Raw genomic sequence first — 22,916 nt, forward strand, 5'->3', positions numbered from 1 at the left:
TGGGAGTCTCATGAGAGGCGTCGAGGACCTGTCGGGCGCGAAGACGGGGGCTCGCGCGTCGTTGACGCTCCCTATGCCACGGGCTACATCGGCCCCCTGATCGGCCCCTCGGGGCCGAGACCTTTAAGGACGCCCTCCGATGGAATTCCGCATCGCCGCCGACGAGCTGAAGAAGGCCCTCTACCGCGCTCAGGGCATCGTGGAGCGCAAGACGACGATGCCCATCCTCGCGAACGTGCTCGTCAACGCGACGAAGGGGGGCATCACCGTCACCGCCTTCGACCTGGACATCGGCATCGTCTCCGAGCACCCCGCCGAGGTCATCAAGCCGGGCGCCGTCACGCTCAGCGCCAAGTACGTCTTCGACATCGTCCAGAACCTGCCCGACGCGCAGGTGACGTTGAAGAAGCTGGCCAACAACTACGTGGACATCTCCAGCGGCTCGGCCCACTTCAAGATTGTCGGCATGGCCGCCGAGGAGTACCCGAAGCTGCCCAAGGAGGAGAGCGCTCCGCTGGTGCAGGTGGGTGGCAACACCCTGCTGGAGATGATCAAGAAGACCCAGTTCGCCATCTCCAGCGACGAGACGCGCTACATCCTGAACGGCGTCTTCTTCGAGCCGCAGCCCTCCGGCAAGGTCCGCATGGTGGCCACGGACGGCCACCGGCTGTCGCTCATCGAGCGCGAGCTGACGGGTGACTTCAAGCTCAAGAGCGGCGTCATCATCCCGCGCAAGGGCCTGATGGAGCTCAAGCGCCTGTTGGACGAGGCCCCGGATGCGGAGTGCCACCTGGGCTTCGCGGAGAACTCCGCCCTGTTCAAGAAGCCCGGCCTCACCATGGTGATGCGGCTCATCGACGGGCAGTTCCCCGAGTACCAGCGCGTCATCCCCAAGGAGGGCGAGAAGGTCGTCCTCGTCCCCAAGGTTCGCTTCCTGGAGGGGCTCAAGCGCATCGCGCTGTTGTCCGCGGACAAGAGCAACGCGGTGCGCATTGGCCTGGAGGAGAACAAGCTGGTCATCACCGCGAGCAACCCGGACCTGGGTGAAGCGCGCGACGTGGTGGAGCTGGCGTACCGGGGCAATGACATCACCGTGGGCTTCAACGCGCGCTACCTCACGGACGTGCTCGCCGTCACGGACACGGACGAGGTGAGCTTCGAGCTGGGTGACGAGCACAGCCCCGGCGTGCTGCACGCGCCCGGTGACCGCACGTTCACCGCGGTCGTCATGCCCATGCGCGTCTGAGTCGCTTCACGGCCGGGAGCCCCGCGCTCCCCAAGTCGTCCCGCGCCCATGCGAGTCCGCGCCGAGTCCTGGCCGGGTCGCATGGGCTTTTTGTTGCCGGGCGGCACAGGCGCCGTCGAGCGCGCGTGCCGTGGGGTCGCGGGACGGGCTGGCGCCAGCGGGATGCCGCCTTCTGGACGGGAAGGGTGACGTCGGAGCGGGGCGCCTGTTGGGTGGAACAGTCATGGGCGACCCATCGTTCACTCTCGCGAGGGGGCGTGGGCTCGGGGGCCTGCCGGAAGCCGGGGCCGCTTTTATAGTGAGGCCGTGGCCACGCACCCGGACAACCTGCGCGCACGACTCGAGGACCGCGCGGACCTCCTGGAGGCCACGCGCCTGCGCTACCAGGCCCTGCGGGGGATGCTGGAGGCCTTCTTCTGGAAGGACCGCGTCCGCGCCCACTTCGAGCTGTTGCGCGAGGTGGCGCAGGTGCAGCCGGAGGTGGATGCCACGCTCGCCGCGCTGAAGCGTCGCGCCGCCGCCGAGGCGTGGCCCCTCGACGCCGCGCCCATGAAGCTGATGGCGGAGGTGGAGCGCCTGCGGGCGGCCGTCCAGCACGCGGCCCTGCGCAGGCTGCCGGAGTCGGAGCGCTCGGTACCGCTGGGCGAGGCGCTGCTGCGGCTGGAGGAGGTCGTGCTGGAGGCGGGGCCGCTCTTGGGCAGGCGCACCTGGGCCCGCGCCGTGGAGCTGTTGCCCCGCAACCTCCCGGAGCTGCGCGCCGCGTGCGCCGCCGCCGAGGTGTGTGAGCGCGTCTTCAAGCGCCCCGCGCCCCAGGGGGTGCTGCCCTTCAACGAGGCGGAGGCCGATGAGCTGCGCCGCGCCCTGCCGCTCGCCGATTCGGCGCTGGCCGCGCTGTGGCAGCGCCTGGAGCATTTCGACACCAGCGGGCGGGTGAAGGACTTCCTGGCGCGCCGGGCTTCTCGCGTGCCACTGCACGTGCCTCGAAGTGGACCGGAGCTGGTGCTGCACGCGGCCTTCTGGCACGGCGTGGCGCGGGCGCGGTTGCGCGCGCTGCTGGACGACCGGCTGGCCCCCGTCATGCCGCTGGAGCAGGAGGTCCCGGAGCTGTTGCCGTGGCTGGCCGCGCGAGAAGGGGCCGCGACGAGCGGACGGGGTGATTCAAGGCTCGCCGCGGGCGAGGTCTTCGATGAAGGACGCGCGGGCCTGTTCGAGCTGGCAGCGGAGCTGGCCTCCCTGTCGCGCGAGCGTCCCACCGGGGCCTGGAGCGAGGAGTCCGCGTGGGCCCGGTTGTGGAGCGCGGCGCAGCGGGCCCGCGACGAGGGCGGCACCGACGTGGAGCGCCTGCGCGACGCCCTGCGCCTGTTCATCATCCTGCACGGCAAGGCCCAGACGCCGGCCCGGCTGTTCTCTCCCTCGCGCGCCCAGCCGCGTGCGTCCGAGGACGGGGGGCCGGACATGACGCACGTCAAGGACCTGCCCGCGCTGGTGCAGGCCGCGAGGAACGCGGCCTCCCGCCCGGGTTGAGCGGGAGGCGAGGGACGTTTCTCTTCAGCCCGTCGCGGGCGTGTCGTCCACGAGTGGCATCAACCGCGAGGCGAGCGCCGCCAACAGGGCATCCTCCGCGAAGGCCGCCGCCAGGGCGGGCACGTGGAGCTTCCCCGTGGCCAGTTTCCTCAGTGAGTAGAAGGCCCAGGTGGAGGCCATCGCCGCGAGGCCGCCCAGCGCCGCCGCGAGCACGACGCGCCGCCGCGTCTGCCCCGACACCGACGACGCCGCCGCCACGGTGCCCATGAAGATGCGGCCCGTCATGGGCACCCACTTCACGCGCGCGGGCGTCTTCGGCAGCTTGTCCGCCACCAGCTCGCCCAGCGCGAGCACCTCCAGCACCCGGGGCACCCACGGCTTCGACAGGGCGACGGACAGCGGGTCCGTCCTCGCGTCTGGAGACTGGGCCAGCCGGCGACTCACCAGCGTGGGCGCACTCAGACTTCGCATGCCCGCGAGCACTCCCAGCCCCACGGGGGTCAACCAATGTCCTCGTTCCACGGCTTCCACCTCCTCCTCCACGTGTGACTTCAGTCGTCCTGGCGCGCGCTGCGCGAAGATGCGCACCGGGCCCAGCTCTTCCAGCGCATGTCCCGAATGGGCCATCGTGCCCTGGTGCTCCGGCAGGCCCGCGAACTCCGGGTGGTTCCACGTCAGCTCGCGCAGGCGCGCATGTGTCAGCCGATGCCAGGCGCGTTGATAACGTTTGCCCACGAGCGCGAAGCCCAGGCGGCTCCACGCGTTGGGGAACTTCCCGGGCCGCCAGCTCGCCTCGATTTCGAAGCGCACCTCGCCGGTGTCGTGGTGCTTGCGCAAGAGGAACCACTCGCGCCCCTCCTCGATGTGGCCCTCCAGCGTTTCGAAGCTGAAGCCATACACGCTGCACGTCTCGCCAATCTCCAGCCGCGTGTCGCCCACGCGCACCGCGCACAGGAAGCGCAGCCGCTCGGCCAGGGACTTCAGCTCCAACAGCACCGTGCGCCCATGCAGCGGCGTGTCGGAGGAGAAGTGCCAGCGGACGATGCGAGGGTCGGAGAAGTCGAAGGTCTCCAGCACGCCCCGGGCGCGCTCGAACAGCCCCGTGGGAGACGGCGGGCCCGGCTGCTCACGGCCCAGCGCGGACACCGAGTGCACCTGGTTCCAGCCCGCCTCCAGCGTCATCTCCCCCGACGCGGCCGTGAAGTTGCGCGCCAGCGCTCGCGCCTGCTCCAGAAGGGGGGCCAGCTCGTCGTCCGTCCAGCCGGAGAACCAGCGCCACTCAATCATCGGCGTCGTCTCCTCGCGCGAGGAACGTGGGCCCCGACATCACATCGCCACCCTCCGGCTCCTCGCCCAGCTCCCGGGTGTCCGCGTGGATGCCACCCACCACGCCCTCGCCCGCGGAGAGGGCCACACGCAGGACGAACTCCGTCCAGGTGTTGGTCTGCATCGCCTCGCCCGCGGTGACGAAGCCCCAGTGGTGCATGTGCGAGCCGGAGCGCGCGCGGCTGCGGATGTGGAAGAGCACGTCCCCGTACTCGTTGCGGTACGCGCCGAAGGTGATGCGCCCCGCCTCCGGGTGGCCCGGCAGCGTGGCGAGCGTCAGGCTCTGACGGTCCTTGTGGATGACGCGCACGCCGAACGTCCCCGCGCCGTGGATGCGCACCGTGAGCATCTCGCCCATCGCCAGCGGCTGGTCCTCGCGGGACGGGGACTCGCGCTCGAACACACACAACTCCTCCGGCGCGAACTCGGAGAACCTCCGCGCCACCCAGTCCAGGAGGTCGGCGGGCCGGTGGCGACAGTGCCGGATGAGGGCCCAGTAATCGCGTTGCAACAGAGGGCCCGCACCCGCCTCGGGGAGCTGGAGTCCTCCCGCTTCGCCGCCCGCCGTGTCCGGTGTCGTGTGGTGGTTCACCCTCTCGCCCTTCGCGTGGTCCGGTCCCACCATGATGGGGACCGCGACGCCGGGAGGCATGGGGCTTTCCCGTGAGTGCGGGAGGGCGTCCGGCCGACCTGTCCGGCCGCTCGGGGAGCAAGCGCGATGAGCCTGGACGTCAACCCCGCGAGCGCCGAGTCGAAGCGCGAGTACGAGCTGCCCCCCGTGTTACGGGCGGAGCACGCGGACAGCTCGTTCACCCGCTTGCTGGAGCAGCAGGCGGCCAAGATTCCCTCTCACATGTTCCTCTTCGCCAGCCTGTGCTCGATGGGCGTGTCGCTGAGCCTGGAGCTGATGGGCCGCACCCAGCCCGCCCGCTTCATCGGCTCGTGGGTGTCGCCGCTCCTGGTGATGGGCGTCTACAACAAGCTGGTGAAGCTGCTCGGGCCTCGCTGAAGGAAGGACGCGCCGCTTGAGTCACTCCACCACTTCCACCTCGCCCAGCGGCAGGTCCACGCCATTCACCCGCGCCTCGAAGCGGTGCGGGCCCGGGTAGTGGCGGCGCGTGGTGAGCTGCGCCAGGGACACGCGCTTGCCCAGCGTCTCCTCCTGTCCGGGCGAAAGCGTCAGCGCGCGCACCTTGAAGACCTTGGGCTTGGGCGCCTCGCCGCGCGCCTTGAAGAAGTGCACCGCCAGGTCCACCACGAGCGACTGGGTGCGCTTGGAGCGATTGGCCACCACGAAGCGCACGTCCACCGCGCCGCCCAGCTTCGCGCGGCGGGGCAGCTCCGTGGAGCGGGCTTCGATTCCGGTGGGCTTGCCGGCGCCCAGCACTTCCAGGGCGGCGGGCTCTCCCCGTTTGACGGCGGAGCGCAGCGCGTGACGCACCAGCCACTCCCGCTCCGGTGAGGCGTCCTTCAGCCACGCCTTCGCCACCTTCACCAGCACGTCGGGGTGGTCCTTGCCGATGTCGTTGAGGTTGTTGGCCACCGAGCGGCGCACGTACAGGTCCACGTCGTCCTTGAGCAGCTCCAACAGCTCCAGCACCGGACGCGGGTCCTGCTGGAAGGCGCGCAGGCGGGAGGCCCACGGCAGGCGCGGACGCGTGCCCTCCGAGACGAGCCTTCGCACATGGACGCTCTCGTCCTTCGTCCACTCGCGCAGCCGCTTCAGCGTCTTCTCCGGATGCCGCTCCAGGAAGGGGCGGATGGAGAACTCCGCCGTGAAGCGCTGGGTGAGCGCGTGCTGCGCCCGCATGGACTCCTCGAAGTGTTCCAGGCCGTGCTCGGACACGAACATCGTGTGGGGGAGGTAGAAGAAGACCTCCATGCCCCCCACCCGGTCCGTCTCCCGGAGCGGGCCGAGCGAGCGCACCACCACCTCCACCGCCTTCGCGTAGTCGCGAGGGAGCGCGCGGTGCATGGCCTGGGAGATGTGCCGCGCGCGGCCAATGAGCTCGTGTCCGTCCAGACCCAGGCGGGCCTCGCGAAGGAAGGTGTCGAGCGGGAAGGACGGCTGCGCGCGGTGCAGCGTGGTGCCCAGTCGCTCCACCAGCCGGGCATCGAAGAAGGTCTTGAGGGGCTCCGCCATGGGGCCGGACCAAAGCCTGTCGCGAGGGGGCCCACAAGGCATGTCCTACCTTTCCGCGCTGCCAGTAATGCCTGTCTTCTGCTAGTCGTGCGGGTTGTGGCGACACGCAAGGGCCAGGGCCCTCGGGGCGGGAAACCAAGCGCGAAAGGAAGCCAGGGTTCCGGCGCGGCTCGGAGCGTGCGCGCGTCGCCGGAAGCGCTCGCGTTGCGCGAGCAGCTGGCCTCGGTGACGGACCCGTTGGTGTTGCTGGAGGGGTTGTTCCTCCACTCGCCGGTGCCGTACGCCATCTTCGACGCGCAAGGCCACTGCCGGCTGCACAACCCGGCCTATGCGGCGATGTTCGGCTCGGTGCCACCGCCCGAGTACAGCCTCTTCCGCGACGAGCTGGTCGCGAAGCTGGGGCTCGACGTGCTGCTGCGCCGGGCCTTCGCGGGCGAGACGGTCCAGACGCCGGTCATCTGGTACGACGTGAAGGAGCTGCGGCACGTCGACGTGAAAGAGGCGCACCGCATCGCCATCGCCTGCACCTGCTTCCCGCTCGCGTCCTCCGGGGGCGAGGTGAGCCACATCGCCCTGGCCTACAAGGACGTGACGGCGGAGCTGGCCGCGCGCGAGGCGGAGCAACTGGAGCGACGGCGGCTCTATCAACTGCTCACGCAGGCGCCGGTGGCCATCAACCTCTTGCGTGGCCCGGATTTGCGCTTCGAGTTCGCCAACCCGCTGCTCCAGACGTTGATGGGCGGCCGGGAGCTGGTGGGGCGCACGTTGCTGGAGGCGATTCCGGACATCGCTCCGGAGCTGGTGAGCCTGTACCGGGGCGTGCTGGAGACGGGGGAGCGGGTGGTGGCCCACGAGTACCCGATGGTGCTCGACTACGCGGGGCGGGGCCAGGTGGAGACGCGGTACTGGAACCTCCTCTATGAGCCGCTGCGCGACGAGCGGGGCCGCGTGGACGGGCTGGTGACGTTCGCCTTCGAGGTGACGGAGCAGGTGCTCGCGCGTCAGGCGGTGGAGAGCCAGCATCGGTGGCTGGAGGCGGTGCTGGACTTGATGCCCATGCCGGTGGTGATGGCGGACCCCGGCACCGGAGACCTCACCTTCTCCAACGCGGCGGCGGACCGGCTGCATGGTGTGAGCATCCCCACGCGGGTGCCGGCATCCGACTACGGCGAGCTGTTCCACATCACGGACCTGGCGGGCCAGCGACTGAGGGCGGAGGAGCTCCCCTCCGCTCGCGCGGCGCGGGGCGAGAAGCTGGAGGGCCTGGAGGTCGTCTGGCACACGCACGGCGGGGAGTTCGTGCTCAGCATCTCCTCGGAGATGTTGCCCGCGATGCACGGGCACCCGGCGGTGACGGTGCTGCCCTTCCTGGACATCACCCGCCTGAAGACGGTGGAGCAGCGGCTCCAGGACGCCATCCGCGTGCGCGACGAGTTCCTGTCGGTGGCGAGCCATGAGCTGAAGACGCCGCTGACGGTGCTGGGCCTGAGGCTGCAGGCCTTCGCGCGCGCGGCGCTGGCGGACCCGGGCTCCGCGTGGGCGCTGCGCCACGGCCGCGAGGTGCAGGGCATGTTGCGGCAGGTGATGCGGCTGGCGGACCTGGTGAACGGGCTGCTGGACGTGTCGCGCATCGGCACGGGGCGACTGCGGTTGGAGTACGAGCAGGTGGACCTGCTCGCGCTGGTGCAGGAGGTGGTGGCGCGCTTCCAGCCGGAAGCGGAGCGGGCGGAGTGCGAAGTGGAGGTCTCCGGCGTGGAGTCCGCGACGGGGCTGTGGGACCGGATGCGGTTGGAGCAGGTGGTCACCAACCTGGTGTCCAACGCGCTCAAGTACGGCGCGGGCCGGCCCGTGCGGGTGCTCGTGGAGCGGGATGAAACGCGGGCCCGGCTGGTGGTGCGCGACGAGGGCATCGGCATCAGCGCGGAGGCCCAGGCGCGCATCTTCCACAAGTTCGAGCGCGCCGTGTCCGAGCGCAACTACGGCGGCCTGGGGCTGGGCCTGTATGTCGCGCGCACGCTCGTGGAGGCGATGGAGGGCGTCATCCGCGTGGACAGCCAGCCGGGCGAAGGGGCCACCTTCACCATGGAGCTGCCGCTGCGTCCCTCCGAGCCCGCCGTCGCCGTCGCCGCCAAGAGCCTGGCGTCCTGACGGACTCCCGCTCTAGATAACCTCCCCGCGACGCCACGGACGCGGGTATACGGTGGGGGCCGTGCGCCTCCTCGCACTCCACGTCCAAGACTTCCGCAATCTCGCGCAGGTGACGCTCACGCCCAGCGCCCATGCCACCATCGCCGTGGGGCAGAACGGGCAGGGCAAGACGAACCTGTTGGAGGGGCTCTACTTCCTCGCCACGCTCAAGCCGCTGCGCGCCGGGCGGCTGTCGGAGCTGGTGCGCTGGGGCACTCAGACGGCGCGCGTGTCCGGCCGCTTCCTCCTCAAGGGGGCCGAGCGCGAAATCGCCGTGGAGGTGGGAGGCGGCACCCGGCAGGCCTTCGTGGACGGAAAGAAGGCGGCCAGCCTGGAGGAGTACTTCGGCGGCGTCTCCGTCGTGGCCTTCACCCCGGATGACCTGGAGGTGGTGAAGGGCGGGCCGGACTCACGGCGTGGCTTCCTGGACCGGGCGGTGTTCAACCGCTTCCCCGCCTACCTGCGGGAGAGCCGCGAGTACGCGCGCGCGCTGAAGAACCGCAACCGGCTCCTGCGCGAGGGCGGCGCGGTGGACCCGGCCTACCTGGACGCCTACGACGAGACGCTGGCGAAGGCGGGGGCCCGCATCTACGCGCGGCGCCGGGCGCTGATGGCGGAGCTGTCGCCTCGCGCGCAGGCGACCTTCGCCTCGATTGGCCGCACGGTGGAGCCGGCCTCGTACGGCTATCACCCGGCGCACCTGGGCGGAGACTTCGCCACGGCGGATGAGGCCGCGCTGGCCCTGGCGCTGCGGGAGTCCCTGGGCGAGCGCCTGCGCCGCGATTTGGACCGGGGCTTCACGTCGGTGGGGCCCCACTCGGACGACGTGACGGTGACGCTGGGAGGGCGCAGCGCGCGGGCCTACGCGAGTCAGGGACAGCAGCGGGCGCTGGTGCTCGGCTGGAAGATCGCCGAAATCGAGAACCTGGAAACGAGCATGGGGTTCCTGCCGCTGCTCATGCTGGACGACGTGTCGAGCGAGCTGGACCCGGAGCGCAACGCCTACCTGATGGACTACCTGGCGAGGAGCGGCGCGCAGGTGTTCCTCTCCACCACGGACGGCTCGCTGGTGCGCGGGGCGGCGGCGGCGGACACGCTGTGGCTCTCCGTGCACGCGGGACAGGTGACGACGCGGGACGCGGAGACGCCCCCCGTCGCGAGCTGACTCACGGCACCGGGCGACGCCGGTGCCAGGGCCAGTGCACGTTCATCCGCCGGGCGTGGTGTTGATGCCGTGGCGGCAGGTCCTCCTGGCGGACGTGCTCGAAGAAGGCGAAGCGGTACTCGGCCCAGAGTACGGCGAAGGCCACCGCGAACAGGAAGGTCCCCAGGGTGAGCCACCACACGGTGCCCGTGGCCAGGGCGATGGTGGCCACCGCCAGGAGTCCGAGGCTCAGGCCCAGGGAGATTTCCCTCAGCTTCTTCGACTCGCTGAAGGCCATGCCCATGGACACGAGCGACATCGCCAGCAGGGCCACGGCCACGCCGTAGGCCGTGCGTGCATACAGGCTCGCAATCGACAGCAGGAAGAGACCGAAGCCGAACACCGCGAGTCCGCCGTCCATGTGTCTCCTCCTCGCGCCGTGTCCTCTCCCTGAAGAGGGAGGAGGGGGACGGGCGGATGCCTCGCATGGCTTCCGTGTCCCAGTGGGGTGCTGGAAGGAACATGCGAACCGAGGGGGCGCACGGGGACTCCCCGCGTGCGCGCGCCGGGTGAGATTGATTGTGGGCGGGGCGGACGGCCTGCCCCTTTCCACGCCGGGAATGCGACGCCGGACGCGCGAAACGGGGTGTGTCGAGCATGTGACCTGGAAGGTTCAGTGGCGAGCATCCACCGTCCAGGGGTGGAGGTAGGGCTGGGTAGTGGACGTTTTATCGCGCGGAATTTCTTGCGGCGCCGCCCCCGGTGTCGCATGACTCGCCCGCAGGGCCGGAAGTGCTGACCGCGAAGAACGGTGCCATGCCGAGGATGACGCTGCTGCTCGTGTTGCTCGCATCCCTCGGGGGCTGCCGCCGCGTGAGCTTCGAGGACTCCGTGCTGTCCAAGCCAGAGGTGCGCTACCGCGTGGGCGAGCTGCCCAAGCACTGGCGCCGTGTCTGGTTGGAGGACAACGACCTGGCCTTCGCCGAGACGGGCACGGGCCGCGCGCTCTCCGTCAACGCGACGTGCAAGGGGCACGACGACCCGCCGCTCCCGGTCCTCACGCGGCATTTGTTGATGGGCTTCACCGAGCGCCAGGAGGTGTCCCAGCACCTCATCGCCATGGACGGGCGGGAGGCGCTGCGCAGCCGCTTCCTGGCGAAGATGGATGGCGTGCCGGTGGAGCTGGAGCTGGTGGTGTTGAAGAAGGACAACTGCGTCTTCGACTTCTCCTACGTCGCGCCGCCCGGGCTGGCCGCGGAGCGGATGGCGGACTTCGACGCGCTGCTCGCGGGCTTCAAGTCGGAGCACTTCGGATGAGCCCCTCGGCGGAAGCGGAGGTGCCGGCGGCGCCGGTGCCGGAGCGCCCCGGGGTGGTGGAGCGCACGAAGCAGCGGCTGGAGTCGCTGGGCGCGATGACCCAGATGACGGGGCAGGTGCTCAGCCGCGCGGTGCGGCCGCCCTTCGACGGCGCCTCGTTCATCTTCCAGGTGGAGACGCTGGGGGTGCGCTCGCTGCCCATCGCGCTGCTCACGGCGACGTTCGCCGGGCTCGTCATCTCGTTGCAGTTTGGTTACTTCCTGGCGCGCTTCGGGGTGCAGTACACGGTGGGGCGCGTGGTCGTCCTCACGTTGTTCCGCGAACTGGCGCCGGTGTTGACGGCGCTCACGGTGGGCGCGCGCCTGGGCAGCGGCATGGCGGCGGAGCTGGGGGCGATGACGGTGACGGAGCAGGTGGACGCCATCCGCGCGCTGGGGGCGGACCCGCTGCGCAAGCTGGTGGTGCCGCGCGTGCTCGCGTGCCTGCTGGTGATGCCGGTGCTCACGGTGTTCGCGGACGTGGTGGGCCTGGTGGCGGGCGCGCTGGTGGTGAACGCGCAGTACGCCATCTCGTTGGACCTGTTCTTCCAGGGCGCGCTGGACGCGGTGTTCATGATGGACTTCCTGTCCGGCGTGTTCAAAGGCGCGGTGTTCGGCTTCATCATCGGGCTGGTGGGGTGCTTCAAGGGCCTGACGGTGGAAGGCGGCACGGAGGGCGTGGGGCGCGCGACGACGCAGACGGTGGCGATTACCTCCGTGGCGGTGTGTCTGGCGGACTTCTTCATCACCAAGGTGACGTTGTACCTGTGACGCGACATGCCCTTCGCCCACCGCAAGGAAGCGCCCACGTTCGAGTTCCACCGGCCCACGCCGGGTGAGCAGCTCATCCACTTCGAGCACCTCCAGAAGTCCTTCGGCGCCAAGCGCGTCTATGACGACCTGGAGCTGGACGTGCGGGCGGGGGAGACGCTGGTGGTGCTGGGGGGCTCGGGCACGGGCAAGAGCGTGCTGCTCAAGTGCCTCATCGGGCTGCAGCGGCCGGACGCGGGGCGCATCCTCTTCCAGGGGCGCGAGGTGACGGGCTTCTCCGAGGAGGAGTTCATCCCGGTGCGGCGGCACGTGGCGATGGTGTTCCAGGGCGCGGCGCTCTTCGACTCGCTGAGCGTGGGGGAGAACGTGGCGTATCCGCTGCGGGAGCACTTCCCGGAGATGCCGCTGGACGAGGTGCGGCAGCGGGTGGCGGAGAAGCTGGCGCTGGTGAACCTGCCGGGGACGGAGCGGCTGATGCCGTCGGACCTGTCGGGCGGCATGAAGAAGCGCGTGGGGTTGGCGCGAGCCATCGCCACGGACCCGGAGGTCATCCTCTGGGACGAGCCCACGACGGGGCTGGACCCCGTCACGACGCAGTCCATCAACTCGATGATCAACTCGATGAAGACCAAGCTCGGCAGCACGTCCATCGTCGTGACGCATGACCTGGTGAGTGCGTTCGCGGTGGGTGACCGGATGGCGATGCTGGCCAACCGGCGCATCGTCCAGGTGGGGACGCGAGACGAGTTCCGTCGCTCCACGGTGCCGGAGGTGCGGGCGTTCCTGGACGCGCGGCGTGTCGAGCTGGAGCCCGGAGGCGTGTCATGAGCCTGTTCACGTCCGCGGCGGGCGAGAAACGGCTGGCGTTGCGCGCGGGGCTGTTCGTGGCCATCGGCCTGGCGGTGGCGGGCGTGGTGGTGTTCTTCATCGGCCAGGAGTCGCGGCTGTTCCAGCGGCAGCACACGTACCGGACGTACTTCGCCAACGTGCAGGGGTTGAGTGACCAGTCCCCGGTGTGGCTGGGGGGCCTGGAGGTGGGGAAGGTGACGGGCATCTACTTCTCCGAGGACCCGAACGACCCCAAGCTGGAGGTCCGGCTGCAGGTGGCGTCGAAGTACGGGGACCGCGTGAAGCAGGACTCGCTGGCGCAGCTGACGAGCATGGGCGTGCTGGGGGACAAGGCGGTGGACATCTCGCTGGGCAGTCCCGCGTCGCCGCCGGTGGAGCCGGGTGGGGTGCTCGCGTCGTCCACGAGTGGAGACCTGACCAACCTGCTCAAGAGCGCCAGCGAGGTGATGGACAACTCGGTGGCCATCAGCAAGTCGTTGCTCAAGACGGTGGATGCGTATGGAGATCCCCAGCTCGCCAGGGACGTGCAGCGGAGCATGGCGTCCCTGCGGGGGGTGCTGGAGCAGGTGCAGAACGGGGACGGGATGTTGCACGCGCTCATCTACGACAAGGATGGCGGGCGCGAGGTGCGCAGGCTGATGGCGAGCGCGTCGAGCGCGGCGCAGCGGGTGGATGGCGCGGTGGGGCACGTGGAGGTGCTGTTGCGCGAGGTGCGCACGGGTGACGGCACGGCGCACGCGCTCATCTACGGGGACGAGGGCGCGATTGCGCTGCGGGAGCTGGGTGAGGCGGCGGGGCAGTTGGCGGGGCTGATTGAGGACGCGAAGAAGAGCCCGAACGGGGCGGTGCATCAGCTGGTGTATGGCGATGCGAGCGGGATGTTCGCGGACCTGGGCAGCGCGGCGGAGGACCTGAAGAAAATCACGGCGACGGTGGCGAAGGGGGAGGGCACGTTGGGTGGGCTCATCAGCGACCCCACGGTCTACGAGGACCTGCGCGAGGTGCTGGGCAACGTGAAGCGCAACCGCATCCTGCGGGCGCTGGTGCGCTTCTCGTTGGATAACAGGAAGGACCTGGAGCAGATGGGCAAGGTGCAGCGCGTGGAGCCCAAGGCCGAGGCGCCGAAGCCGGCCGAGCCCCCGCAGCCCGTGGCGGCGCCTCCGCCCGTGGATGCGGCGCCCCCCACTGTGCCCGCGGCGGAGTGAGGTCGGGTCCGCTGAGCCGGGCCCCGAGTCCCTGGCAGGTCTGCCTGCGTCGTGCCGGGCGGTGGCTGGTTGCCACCTCGACTCCGTGATAGCGATTTGACCGTGCCACGCTCCCGGCTCGCCGTTGCCCTGGAACCGTATCCCCTGCGCCACCAGCTCGAGGAGGCTGACTGTGGCCCCGCGTGCCTGGAGATGGTTTCGGCGTATCACGGCGCCGCGCACTCGCTGGCCGCGCTGAAGGAACTCGCGCACGTCCAGGTCGTGGGCACCTCCCTGCCGGACCTCGCCAGCGCCGCCGAGAAGGTGGGCTTCAAGGTCCGCGCCTTCCATGTCGAGGACCCCTCCGAACTGGAGGACGAAGAAGGCCAGGCGCTCCTCCCCGGCATCGCCCATTGGGAGGACAACCACTTCGTCGTCCTCTACGCCGTCACCGCCAAGGAGGCCGTCATCGGAGACCCCGCGCAGGGCCTCCGGCGCATCCCTCGCGCGAAGCTCGCTGAGCACTGGGACGGAATCCTCCTCTCCCTGGAGCCCACCGAGGCCCTCTTCCGTCCTGTCGCGCTCCCCGTCACCCCCACCCCCTCGCGTCGACTCGGCGCGCTGCGACGCTTTGGCCGGGGACTGCTGCGCTACCGACTGCTGCTGTTCCAGGTGTTCGTCACCACCGTGCTCCTCCAGGCCCTGGCGCTCGCGCAGCCCCTGCTCATCCAGGGGCTCGTCGACAAGGCCGTGGGCGGAAGGAATGTGTCCCTGCTCACCGCCGTCGGCGTGGGCCTGGGCGTGCTGCTCGTCGCCCAGGTCGCCGTCGCCATTGCCCGGGGCACAGGGCTCTTCCTCCTGTCCCGAGGCTTCTCCGCCCTGCTGCTCGCGCAGTTCTGGAAGCGCCTGCTGTCCTTGCCCGTGACGTTCTTCGCCCGGCGCCACCGGGGCGACCTGCTCAAGCGCATCGAGGACCATCAGCGCATCCGTCGCATCCTCCAGGGTGCCTCGGTGTCCGTGCTGCTCGACCTGGTGATGCTCGTGGGCTACGGCGTGGTGCTCTTCCTCTACGACGCCACCGTCTTCGGCATCTTCGCCGCCTGCGCCGCGCTGTACTCACTGTGGACGCTGGTGCTCATGCCCCGGCGCACCGTGCTGGACCACCAGCGCTTCCGCGTCGCCGCCGAGGCCAGTCGCCTGGAATTGCAGATGCTCAGCGGCATCCAGACGCTCAAGGCGTGTGGTGCCGAGCGTCAGGCGCGCACCCGCTGGGAGAAGCTCCAGGCGCGCGAGGCCGAGGCCGCCCGCCGCATCTGGCTGCACGACACCGTGCACACCTCCGGCGCGCAGCTCGTCAATCAAGCGATGTACGTGGGCATCCTCGTCTACGAGGCCCACCTCGTGCTGGAGGGCCAGCTCACGCTGGGGCAGATGGTGGCCACGCTCGCCATCCTCGGCCTCGCGCTGGCCCCGATGCAGAACCTGGTGATGTTCATCCACCAGCTCCAGGACGTCGTCATCTCCCTGCGCCGCGTGGACATCGTCTACGAGTCCCAGCCCGAGCTGCGCGATGACTCCGGGCCCGTCACCCGCGCGCTCACCCAGGCCCCGGAGCTCCGACTGGATGGCGTCACCTTCCGCTACGGCTCTCCCAACGAGCCGCCCGTGTTGGATGGCGTGAGCTTCACCCTGCCCGCGGGAAAGATGACGGCGATTGTCGGCCGCTCGGGCGCGGGCAAGACGACGCTCACCCAGGTGCTCTATGGCCTGTATCGCCCCGAGCAGGGCCGCGTCCTCTACGACGGCCAGCCCCTGGAGACGTTCGACCCCGTCGCGCTGCGTCGCTCGGTGGCCTTCGTCTTCCAAAAGACGGACATCTTTGACGGTACGTTGGCGGACAACATCGCCCTGGGCGACGACGCGCCGGACCCGGAGCGACTGCTGCACGCCGCGCGCACCGCGTGCCTGGACGAACTGCTCGCGCTGCCCAACGGCCTGAAGACCCGGATTGGCGAGGCGGGCGTGCGCCTGTCCGGAGGCGAGGAACAGCGGCTCCAGCTCGCGCGCGCCATCTATCGGGACCCGCGCGTGCTGTTCCTCGACGAGGCCACCAGCCACCTGGACGCGGCGCTGGAGCGCGCGATTACCGAGGCCCTCCAGCGCGAGGCCGCCGGACGCACGCTCGTCGTCGTGGCCCACCGGCTGTCCACCGTGCGTCGCGCGGACAAGATTGTCGTGCTCGACAAGGGCCGTGTCGTCGAGGAAGGCACCCATGACGAGCTGGTGGCCCTGCCCCAAGGCCGCTATCGCGCCCTCGTCGAGAACCAGATGGAGCAGCGATGAAGCCCGCGCAACGGCCTGACGAGGACGACGTGGACGCGGACCCCGCGATGACGGAGGAGCTGCGCGCGGTGATGCATCCGCGTCCCCACCGCGCCCTGCTGTTCACCGCGGTGCTCGTGGTGGTGCTTGGCGCGGTGGCGTGGCTCGCATCCCGCACGGTGCTCGCCTCGCTGTGGCGATGAGGCGAGCGGCGCCCCACTCCGTGCTCGGATGATGCCCGTGTCGTCCAGCCGCTTCGAGCGCCGGCCCTGTCCCTGCTACCCGCGCCGCGCATGACGGACCAGGGCCCGCGCGAAGTGCCCCGCCACGTCCGTGCCCGCGGCCGCGTCGAAGCCGAGGAACATGGGTGAGCCGTTCAGCTCCAGGAACTTCAGCTCCCCATCCAGGCCGCGCTTGAGGTCCAGCCCCGTCCAGCGCAGGCCGAGCACCTCGCACGCCTTCACGCACTGCCGAGCCACCTCGTCCGGCAGCACCATCTGCTCAATCCGCTCCTCGTTCTGCCGGAAGTCCAACGCGGAGGTGACGATGCGCAGGGAGGCGATGATTTCGCCATCCAGCACGTACACGCGGAGGTCCTCGCCCGGCAGCAGCTCCTGGAAGGTGACGGGCGCGGCGGCCAGCGCGGCGAGCCGCTCGTCGGTGAGGTCCTCCGGCAGCAGCTCCCGCGTGGCGGCGCCCCCCATGACGGGCTTGTAGGCCACGCGCCCGCTCGCGGCGAAGCGGCGCACCGCCTCCGCGTCATTCGTCCACAGCGTCCGGGGCACCGGCAGACCCGCGGCCTTCAAGGCGCTGAGCTGCACGGGCTTGTGCAACAGCCAGTCCGCCGAGGGCGGGTTGTACAGCGGCACGCCGAGCTGCTCCCACCGGCCGATGAGCCCCAACAGCAGCGTGCCCTTCTCGCGGAACGCGGTGAGCGTGGTGCGCCAGTCCTCCGCCATGGCCTCCTCGGCGTCCACCATGAAGGCCAGCGGGTGTGAGTGCAGCCCGCGCAGATACGCGGCGGCGGGGCGGCCCACCGCGCGCCCGTCCACGAGGATTCCGTCCAGTCCCTCCGTGAGCGACATCCGCGTCTCGTCCGGGAAGGTCAGCGTGTCCACGATGACGCTGTCCACACCCTCCGCACCCAGCCGTCGCGCCACGTCCTGGATGTGGACGTCCTCGCGAGAACCCACCAGCGCCACCACGCCTGTCCGCGTCGCTTCTTGCGTCATGGTCCGGCAGCGAAACAGATGCGCGGGTGCGCATCCAGCGCCGTGCACCGCGTCATGCGCGCGAGCCCGGGTCCCCGTCCTTCGTCTCCTCACCCACCATCATCGTGGTCACCTGTCGGGGCCCCGGTGCCTGGGCCTTCTCCTCGGGCACGAGCCCTTTCACGAACAGCCCGCGTGAAGCTTTCGGCCCGCGCGGGGATGTTTCATTCGTCTTCATGCGACCTCCTGCGTCGAAGAGTGTGTCCGCCCGCGGCAAGGCGCCACTTCAACCCCAGACACGCACCGCCCGGAGAGGAGGGGCCCGGGTGACCCGTTTGACGTAAGGGAAACCATTCATGAATATTCTGGTTCCCCCGCATTTTCCGAGGAGTCGGGAATGTCCCGTATCATCGTTCGTCGCAGCGGCCGTTTCGCGGTTCTTGTTGGCACCCTCGCCGCGCTCGCCGGTTGTTCCACTCCTCCCCCGGAGGGGCAGGCCGAGCCCACGCCTCCCCCGGCGGAGGAGCAGCCCACGCAGCAGGTGCTCAACGCCCGTGGCTGTGGCGTGAATCCGTCCGCCGAGGAGATGGCGGAGATGGAAGGCCGCTTCGCGATGGAGCGCGCGGTGTCTGACTTCGCGCGGCCGAACGGCTCGGTGACCATCCCCACCTACTTCCATGTCATCAACAAGGGCACGGGCGTGGCGAACGGCGACATCACCGCCGCCATGATTACCAACCAGATGAACGTGCTGAACGCCGCGTACGCGAACACGCCGTTCAAGTTCACGCTGACGGCGACGGACCGCACCACGAACACCACCTGGTACAACCTGTCCTCGGGCTCGTCCGCCGAGCGCGCCATGAAGACGGCGCTGCGCAAGGGCGGCAAGAACGCGCTCAACATCTACAGCGCGAACCTGAGCGGCGGCCTGCTGGGCTGGGCGACGTTCCCTTCCAGCTACGCCAGCAACCCGACGATGGACGGCGTGGTGATTCTGTTCTCCAGCGTCCCGGGCGGCACCGCGTCGCCGTACAACCTGGGTGACACGGGCACGCACGAGGTCGGCCACTGGCTGGGCCTGTACCACACGTTCCAGGGCGGCTGCTCCGGCTCGGGTGACTCGGTCAGCGACACGCCGGCGGAGGCCTCTCCCGCCTACGGCTGCCCCACGGGCCGCAACACCTGCTCGACGGCTGGCAACGACCCCATCACCAACTTCATGGACTACTCCGACGACTCCTGCATGAACACGTTCACCACGGGTCAGTCGGCCCGCATGGACTCGCAGGCCCTCACCTACCGCTGACGCGGGGTGTTGGACAGCCGTTGACGCGGAAGGCGACGCCGGGGCGCTCATCACGCTCCGGCGTCGTCGTTTTCAGTGACTTCCTCCGGAGACTCGGGCTCCAATCCGCGCCCATGCAAGCGTTCGCCCTCCGTGAGGACCGTTTCCTGGATGTGCTCCGGCGTCTCATCGCCCTGACTCCGAAGCTGCAGAACAATCCGAGCGCGGGGCTGGTGCCCGAGGAGCGGCTCGCCGCGCAGGTGGTGCTGGACGTGCTCGCGCCGCACATCGCCAGTGGCTTCATCCATGCGGAGTCGCTGGCCTCCAAGGGCAATGAGTCCCGTCCCAGCCTGGTGCTCACCGTGAAGGGCACGGGCGAGGGCGCGGTGGGCTTCGTGGGCGCGCACTTCGACGTGGTCCCCGCCGACGAGCAGGCCGAGGGCTGGGAGCACAGTCCCTTCAAGCTTCACGAGGGTCCGGACGGGCTGCTCTACGGGCGAGGCGTCACCGACTGCCTGGGCCACGTCGCGGTGGCGACGGACCTGCTCGCGCAGCTGGCGGAGTCGGGCGTGCGTCCGCGCCGCACGTTGAAGGTGGTGCTCATCGCGAACGAGGAGTCGTCGGACCTGCCGGGCCTGGGCCTGGGCTACGTCGCGGAGCAGGGGCGGCTCAAGGACCTGGCGGGGCAGCCGGTGTTCTGGCTGGACAGCGCGAACTTCGGCCCCACGCTGGGCACCGCGGGCATCAGCCTGTGGGCGCTGAAGGCCACGGGCGTGGGCGGCCACTCGGGCATGCCGCAGAACTGCGTCAACGCGCTGGAATTGAGCATGGCCGCGTCGCTGGAACTGGCCCGCTGGTTCCATGCGCGCTACCCGCCCTCGGACGACGAGAAGCGCTGGGGCTTCCTGGCCACCTCCAGCCTCAAGGCCACGGTGGTGGAGGCCACCAACACCAAGGAGACGAAGATTCCCGCCGACGTCACCGTGCGCGGCGACATCCGCCTCACGCCGTTCCACGACCTGGCCGACGTGCGGCGGGCCACCGAGGACTTCGTGAAGGCGCTGGACGCGCGGCTGGAGCGCGACGACGTGCCGCCGGGCTTCCCCCGCACGCGCACCGCGGACGGCCGGCGCGGCACGGTGTCGCTGCGCTTCGACGGAGGAGGCACCGAGGGCATCGCCTGCCGGCTGGACTCGCCCGGCCTGCAAGCGTTGAAGGACGCGATGAAGACGGTGCGGGGCGTGGACGCGGAGCCCTTCTCGCTCACCGGCTCGCTGCCGCTGGTGAGGGACCTGCAGCGTCAGGGCTGCGACGTGCAAATCACGGGCTTCGGGGAGATGAAGTACTACCACGCGCCCAACGAGCAGGCACACCTCCAGGACTTCCGCCAGGGCTTCGCCATCCTGCGCGAGCTGCTCGAGCGGCTGTGAGTGGAGCAGGGCCGCGCGCTCTCGCGGGGGCCCCTGTGTATATACAGTGAGACATGGACCCTGCTTCCGCCCGCGTCGGGCCGGAGCGCTGCCGAGGAGCGGTGACGCCGTGAGAGACCTGCTGATGATTCCGGGGCCGGTGGAGTTCGAGCAGGAGGTGCTTCAGGCCCTGGGGGCGCCCTCCTACGGCCACACGGACCCGGCCTTCATCGCCATCTTCGGCCGGGCGTTGAAGCGGCTTCGCGACGTGAGCCTCGCTCCCGGCGCGCAGCCCTTCGTGGTGTCCGGCTCCGGCACGTTGGCCATGGAGCTGGCGGTGGCGAACCTCGTCGAGCCCGGTGACGCCGCCCTGGTGGTGAATACGGGTTACTTCAGCGACCGGATGGCGAAAATCCTGGAACGGCACGGCGCGAAGGTGACGCACGTGCGCGCCCCTCCTGGTGACGCGCCGACGGTGGAGGAGGTGGAGACGCACCTGAAGCGCGGCGGCTTCAAGGTGATGACCGTCACGCACGTGGACACGTCCACCGGCGTGCTCACGCCCGTGGAGGGCCTGTCGCGGGTGGCGCGCGAGTTGGGCGTGCTGTCGGTGGTGGACGGCGTGTGCGCTACGGCGGGCGAGTCGTTCCACCAGGACGCGTGGGGCGCGGACGTGTACCTCACCGCGAGCCAGAAGGCCGTGGGCGTGCCGCCGGGGCTGGCGCTGCTCACCGTGGGGCCGCGCGCGCTGGAGGCGTGGAAGAAGCGCCGCGTACCGGTGGCCAGCGTGTACTCCGACTGGGCGGAGTGGCTGCCCATCATGGAGGCGTACGAGGCGGGCAAGCCGGCCTACTTCGCCACGCCGCCCGTCAACCTGGTGTGCGCGCTGGACGTGAGCCTGGGACAGATTCTCGCCGAGGGCCTGGAGGCCCGCTTCGCGCGGCACCAGCGCCTGGCCCGCGCCTTCCGCGCCGCGTGGAGTGGGTTGGGCCTGCGCATGCTGCCGGTGTCCGAGGCGGTGACGGCGAACACGCTGAGCGCCGTCTACTACCCGGAGGGCGTGGACGCGTCGCTGGTGGGCCGCGTGAAGGCCGAGGGCGTGGTGGTGGCCGGTGGACTCCACCCGGACCTCAAGGCGCGCTACTTCCGCGTGGGCCACATGAACCGCGTGGGCCCCGCGGATTTGCTGACCACCGTGGGGGCCGTGGAGCGCGCGCTGAGGGCCGCCGGCCACCGCTGTGAGCCCGGTGCGGGCCTCGCCGCCGCCGAGGCCTCCCTCACCGCCCGCTGAAGCCCTCGGGCGGGGTCACCCGCACCCCGGCCCCGCCCGCTCTCCTGGGCCTCAAGAATGAAATGTGCCCGAAATCCAAGGGGTTCGTGTGGTGGGTGAACCCTTCCATGGACCCTGGGGCGTGCCGGAACCATTCGACAGGGGTAGAAAAATATGGGATGGTTGGTAACTAGGAAGTGGGGGGAAGCCGGCGAATCCTGAAAAACCATTGGAAACGCCGGACGTGTCCCCTGAGTCGAGGCAGTGCGAGCCCCCTCGGGGAGACGACCATGTACGTGGGCACCGAAGCGAGCAGTGGGGGTGGGGCGGCGTGGGAGCTGGAGCAGCGGCGTCTGGCCGCGACGGACGAGGACCAGGCGCGGGGCATGTTCTTCCAGGGGGCGCTGAGCGTCATCGCGAACCTGGGAGGAGAAGGCGCGGTGGCGCGGTGCAAGGGCGTGGCGGGGGTGTGGGAAATCAACCCGTTCCACCTGTACTCGGTGTCGCGTTACCTGCGGATGGTGTCCACGGCGGCGCGGCTGCTCGGCCCGCAGCTCAATGGCTTCGACGGGGTGCTGCACCGGATGGGTTCGCAGGCGACGGTGGACTTCCTGGCGTCGCTGTTCGGCCGGGAGCTGCTGGCGGAGGCGGCGGGCAGTCCGCGGCTGTTGCTGGAGTCGCTGGGTGACGCGTACCGCATGGCGGTGAGCTACGGAGAGCGGTATCCGCAGTGGACGGGAGAGCGCAGCGCGCGTTTCATCATGCGGCGCGACTTCATGCCGGCGGCGTATCACGAGGGTGTGTTGCGCGGAGCGTTGGAGGCGGTGGGCGCGCGCGACGTGAGGGTGATGGGCCGGCAGGTGGCACTGCTGGAGAGCGAGTACGAGCTGTCCTGGCGGTAGGGGCCTGACGCGGCGGTGGGGACAGGCCCGCCGCGCCCGGTGTGGAGGACGTCAGCCCTGGTCGTTGACGGCGAGGTCGGGCTGCTCCTCGAGTCCGTTGCCGCCGCCCAGGCTCACGGTGGAGGCGACGAAGGGCTGGGGCACCACCTGCGCGGCATCGAGGGCCGGGGTGACGTCGACCAGGGCTTCGATGAGGGCCTTGAGCACCATGAAGTGCTGCGTGTCCACGCCTTCGATGGAGGCGAGGATGAAGCGGCTGTCGGGTGTCTGGATGCCCTTGAGGACGCGGTTGAAGGTCATCGCGGAGCGGCGCTCCTCGTTGGCGGCGAGCTTGAGGACGTTGCCGACGGAGGGCCTGAAGTTGGGGGGCGGGGTGAACGACACTTCATCCGCGCGGACGGGGGTGGCGCCCAGGCGCGACACGGTCTCCGACAGCAGGGCGGCGTGCGCCGTGTGGTCTTCCTGGAACTGGGTGGCGAGCGCGAGCGCGAGCGCGGCCAGGTCTCGTTCCTCCTGGGGGCGCGAGGTGTCGTCGCGCGCGGCGGTGAGGATGACCGCGCCCTGGGTGTAGGCGTCGACAGTCACGTATTCGGCGGCGACCAGGGTGTTGAGGGCGCCGGCTTCCCGGGCCCGGTCGATGGGGTTGACCTGGTTCTGGGAGTTGGTGCGCTCGTTGAGGCCGCAGGCGGTGAGCGCCGAGGCGGCTGTCACGGTGGCGAGGCCCTGGAGGATTCGGCGGCGCGCGAGGACGGAGTCGGAGGGGTTCTGGGTCTTCATGGTGGTGG

The 22,916-nt window shown here is 70.1% G+C and carries 22 protein-coding genes; 15 read left to right on the forward strand and 7 right to left on the reverse strand.

Annotation, left to right across the window (positions count from 1 at the left end; translation table 11 throughout):
- Positions 1 to 139: 139 nt before the first annotated feature.
- Positions 140 to 1,246 carry a DNA polymerase III subunit beta gene (gene dnaN / locus FJV41_RS09085; protein WP_141642037.1) on the forward strand — a complete coding sequence of 369 codons (1,107 nt, stop codon included), beginning with the start codon at positions 140 to 142 and terminating at the stop codon, positions 1,244 to 1,246.
- Positions 1,247 to 1,552: 306 nt separating this feature from the next.
- A complete protein-coding gene (locus FJV41_RS09090; protein ID WP_141642038.1) occupies positions 1,553 to 2,770 on the forward strand; it encodes a hypothetical protein in 1,218 nt (405 codons plus the stop codon).
- Between the two features lie 24 nt (positions 2,771 to 2,794).
- Here the strand turns inward: FJV41_RS09090 and FJV41_RS09095 are convergent, their stop codons facing one another.
- Together FJV41_RS09095 and FJV41_RS09100 are read right to left on the reverse strand one after the other, a co-directional pair.
- The gene (locus FJV41_RS09095; protein ID WP_141642039.1) at positions 2,795 to 4,057 is read right to left on the reverse strand and encodes a DUF1990 family protein; all 1,263 of its coding nucleotides are present in this window, start codon (positions 4,055 to 4,057) and stop codon (positions 2,795 to 2,797) included.
- Positions 4,050 to 4,748, reverse strand: coding sequence for a DUF1990 family protein (locus FJV41_RS09100; protein WP_246137099.1), 699 nt, complete (start codon positions 4,746 to 4,748; stop codon positions 4,050 to 4,052). The genes FJV41_RS09095 and FJV41_RS09100 overlap by 8 nt, the downstream gene beginning before the upstream one ends.
- Positions 4,749 to 4,814: 66 nt before the next feature.
- Here FJV41_RS09100 and FJV41_RS09105 point away from each other — a divergent pair, with 66 nt between their 5' ends.
- Entirely contained in the window at positions 4,815 to 5,105 is a 291-nt protein-coding gene (locus FJV41_RS09105; RefSeq protein WP_141642040.1) for a hypothetical protein, read from the forward strand.
- Positions 5,106 to 5,126: 21 nt separating this feature from the next.
- On the opposite strand, the gene FJV41_RS09110 is transcribed toward FJV41_RS09105, so the two are convergent.
- Positions 5,127 to 6,239, reverse strand: coding sequence for a DNA alkylation repair protein (locus FJV41_RS09110; RefSeq protein WP_141642041.1), 1,113 nt, complete (start codon positions 6,237 to 6,239; stop codon positions 5,127 to 5,129).
- A gap of 204 nt (positions 6,240 to 6,443) precedes the next feature.
- Between FJV41_RS09110 and FJV41_RS09115 the strand changes: the two genes are divergently transcribed.
- Positions 6,444 to 8,387, forward strand: coding sequence for a sensor histidine kinase (locus FJV41_RS09115; RefSeq protein WP_246137100.1), 1,944 nt, complete (start codon positions 6,444 to 6,446; stop codon positions 8,385 to 8,387).
- Positions 8,388 to 8,448: 61 nt separating this feature from the next.
- Positions 8,449 to 9,591, forward strand: coding sequence for a DNA replication/repair protein RecF (gene recF / locus FJV41_RS09120; protein WP_141642042.1), 1,143 nt, complete (start codon positions 8,449 to 8,451; stop codon positions 9,589 to 9,591).
- Between the two features lies 1 nt (position 9,592).
- Here the strand turns inward: recF and FJV41_RS09125 are convergent, their stop codons facing one another.
- Positions 9,593 to 9,991: a hypothetical protein gene (locus FJV41_RS09125; protein WP_141642043.1), complete on the reverse strand. Its 399-nt coding sequence runs from the start codon at positions 9,989 to 9,991 to the stop codon at positions 9,593 to 9,595.
- A 395-nt stretch (positions 9,992 to 10,386) separates the two neighbouring features.
- On the opposite strand from FJV41_RS09125, the gene FJV41_RS09130 reads away from it, so the two are divergent.
- The 6 genes from FJV41_RS09130 to FJV41_RS09155 all read left to right on the forward strand — a co-directional run bounded on the left by FJV41_RS09130 (position 10,387) and on the right by FJV41_RS09155 (position 16,254).
- Positions 10,387 to 10,887: a hypothetical protein gene (locus FJV41_RS09130; RefSeq protein WP_141642044.1), complete on the forward strand. Its 501-nt coding sequence runs from the start codon at positions 10,387 to 10,389 to the stop codon at positions 10,885 to 10,887.
- Positions 10,884 to 11,696: an MlaE family ABC transporter permease gene (locus FJV41_RS09135; protein ID WP_141642045.1), complete on the forward strand. Its 813-nt coding sequence runs from the start codon at positions 10,884 to 10,886 to the stop codon at positions 11,694 to 11,696. Before FJV41_RS09130 ends, FJV41_RS09135 begins: the two co-directional genes overlap by 4 nt.
- 6 nt (positions 11,697 to 11,702) lie before the next feature.
- A complete protein-coding gene (locus tag FJV41_RS09140) occupies positions 11,703 to 12,524 on the forward strand; it encodes an ABC transporter ATP-binding protein (protein WP_141642046.1) in 822 nt (273 codons plus the stop codon).
- Complete coding sequence (locus tag FJV41_RS09145) at positions 12,521 to 13,750, forward strand: MlaD family protein (RefSeq protein ID WP_141642047.1); 1,230 nt, start codon at positions 12,521 to 12,523, stop codon at positions 13,748 to 13,750. The genes FJV41_RS09140 and FJV41_RS09145 overlap by 4 nt, the downstream gene beginning before the upstream one ends.
- 102 nt (positions 13,751 to 13,852) lie before the next feature.
- On the forward strand, positions 13,853 to 16,072 hold the full coding sequence (locus FJV41_RS09150) for a peptidase domain-containing ABC transporter (protein ID WP_181790507.1): 2,220 nt from the start codon (positions 13,853 to 13,855) through the stop codon (positions 16,070 to 16,072).
- Positions 16,069 to 16,254 carry a hypothetical protein gene (locus FJV41_RS09155; RefSeq protein ID WP_141642049.1) on the forward strand — a complete coding sequence of 62 codons (186 nt, stop codon included), beginning with the start codon at positions 16,069 to 16,071 and terminating at the stop codon, positions 16,252 to 16,254. Before FJV41_RS09150 ends, FJV41_RS09155 begins: the two co-directional genes overlap by 4 nt.
- A gap of 75 nt (positions 16,255 to 16,329) precedes the next feature.
- Here FJV41_RS09155 and FJV41_RS09160 read toward each other — a convergent pair whose 3' ends face one another.
- Together FJV41_RS09160 and FJV41_RS52130 are read right to left on the reverse strand one after the other, a co-directional pair.
- Positions 16,330 to 17,283: an ATP-grasp domain-containing protein gene (locus FJV41_RS09160; RefSeq protein ID WP_141642050.1), complete on the reverse strand. Its 954-nt coding sequence runs from the start codon at positions 17,281 to 17,283 to the stop codon at positions 16,330 to 16,332.
- Positions 17,284 to 17,335: 52 nt separating this feature from the next.
- The gene (locus tag FJV41_RS52130; RefSeq protein WP_174459025.1) at positions 17,336 to 17,500 is read right to left on the reverse strand and encodes a hypothetical protein; all 165 of its coding nucleotides are present in this window, start codon (positions 17,498 to 17,500) and stop codon (positions 17,336 to 17,338) included.
- A gap of 159 nt (positions 17,501 to 17,659) precedes the next feature.
- Here FJV41_RS52130 and FJV41_RS09165 point away from each other — a divergent pair, with 159 nt between their 5' ends.
- The 4 genes from FJV41_RS09165 to FJV41_RS09180 all read left to right on the forward strand — a co-directional run bounded on the left by FJV41_RS09165 (position 17,660) and on the right by FJV41_RS09180 (position 22,131).
- Entirely contained in the window at positions 17,660 to 18,571 is a 912-nt protein-coding gene (locus FJV41_RS09165; protein ID WP_141642051.1) for a zinc metalloprotease, read from the forward strand.
- A gap of 113 nt (positions 18,572 to 18,684) precedes the next feature.
- Positions 18,685 to 19,980, forward strand: coding sequence for a M20/M25/M40 family metallo-hydrolase (locus tag FJV41_RS09170; protein ID WP_141642052.1), 1,296 nt, complete (start codon positions 18,685 to 18,687; stop codon positions 19,978 to 19,980).
- A 109-nt stretch (positions 19,981 to 20,089) separates the two neighbouring features.
- Positions 20,090 to 21,250, forward strand: a complete 1,161-nt coding sequence (locus FJV41_RS09175; protein ID WP_141642053.1) for a pyridoxal-phosphate-dependent aminotransferase family protein — start codon at positions 20,090 to 20,092, stop codon at positions 21,248 to 21,250.
- Between the two features lie 269 nt (positions 21,251 to 21,519).
- Positions 21,520 to 22,131 (forward strand): TIGR02265 family protein, encoded by a 612-nt coding sequence (locus tag FJV41_RS09180; RefSeq protein ID WP_141642054.1) that lies wholly within the window; start codon positions 21,520 to 21,522, stop codon positions 22,129 to 22,131.
- A gap of 51 nt (positions 22,132 to 22,182) precedes the next feature.
- Here the strand turns inward: FJV41_RS09180 and FJV41_RS09185 are convergent, their stop codons facing one another.
- On the reverse strand, positions 22,183 to 22,908 hold the full coding sequence (locus tag FJV41_RS09185; protein WP_141642055.1) for a ferritin-like domain-containing protein: 726 nt from the start codon (positions 22,906 to 22,908) through the stop codon (positions 22,183 to 22,185).
- Positions 22,909 to 22,916 lie beyond the last annotated feature (8 nt).

The organism is Myxococcus llanfairpwllgwyngyllgogerychwyrndrobwllllantysiliogogogochensis, assembly GCF_006636215.1.
GTDB classification, from domain to species: Bacteria; Myxococcota; Myxococcia; order Myxococcales; family Myxococcaceae; genus Myxococcus; species Myxococcus llanfairpwllgwyngyllgogerychwyrndrobwllllantysiliogogogochensis.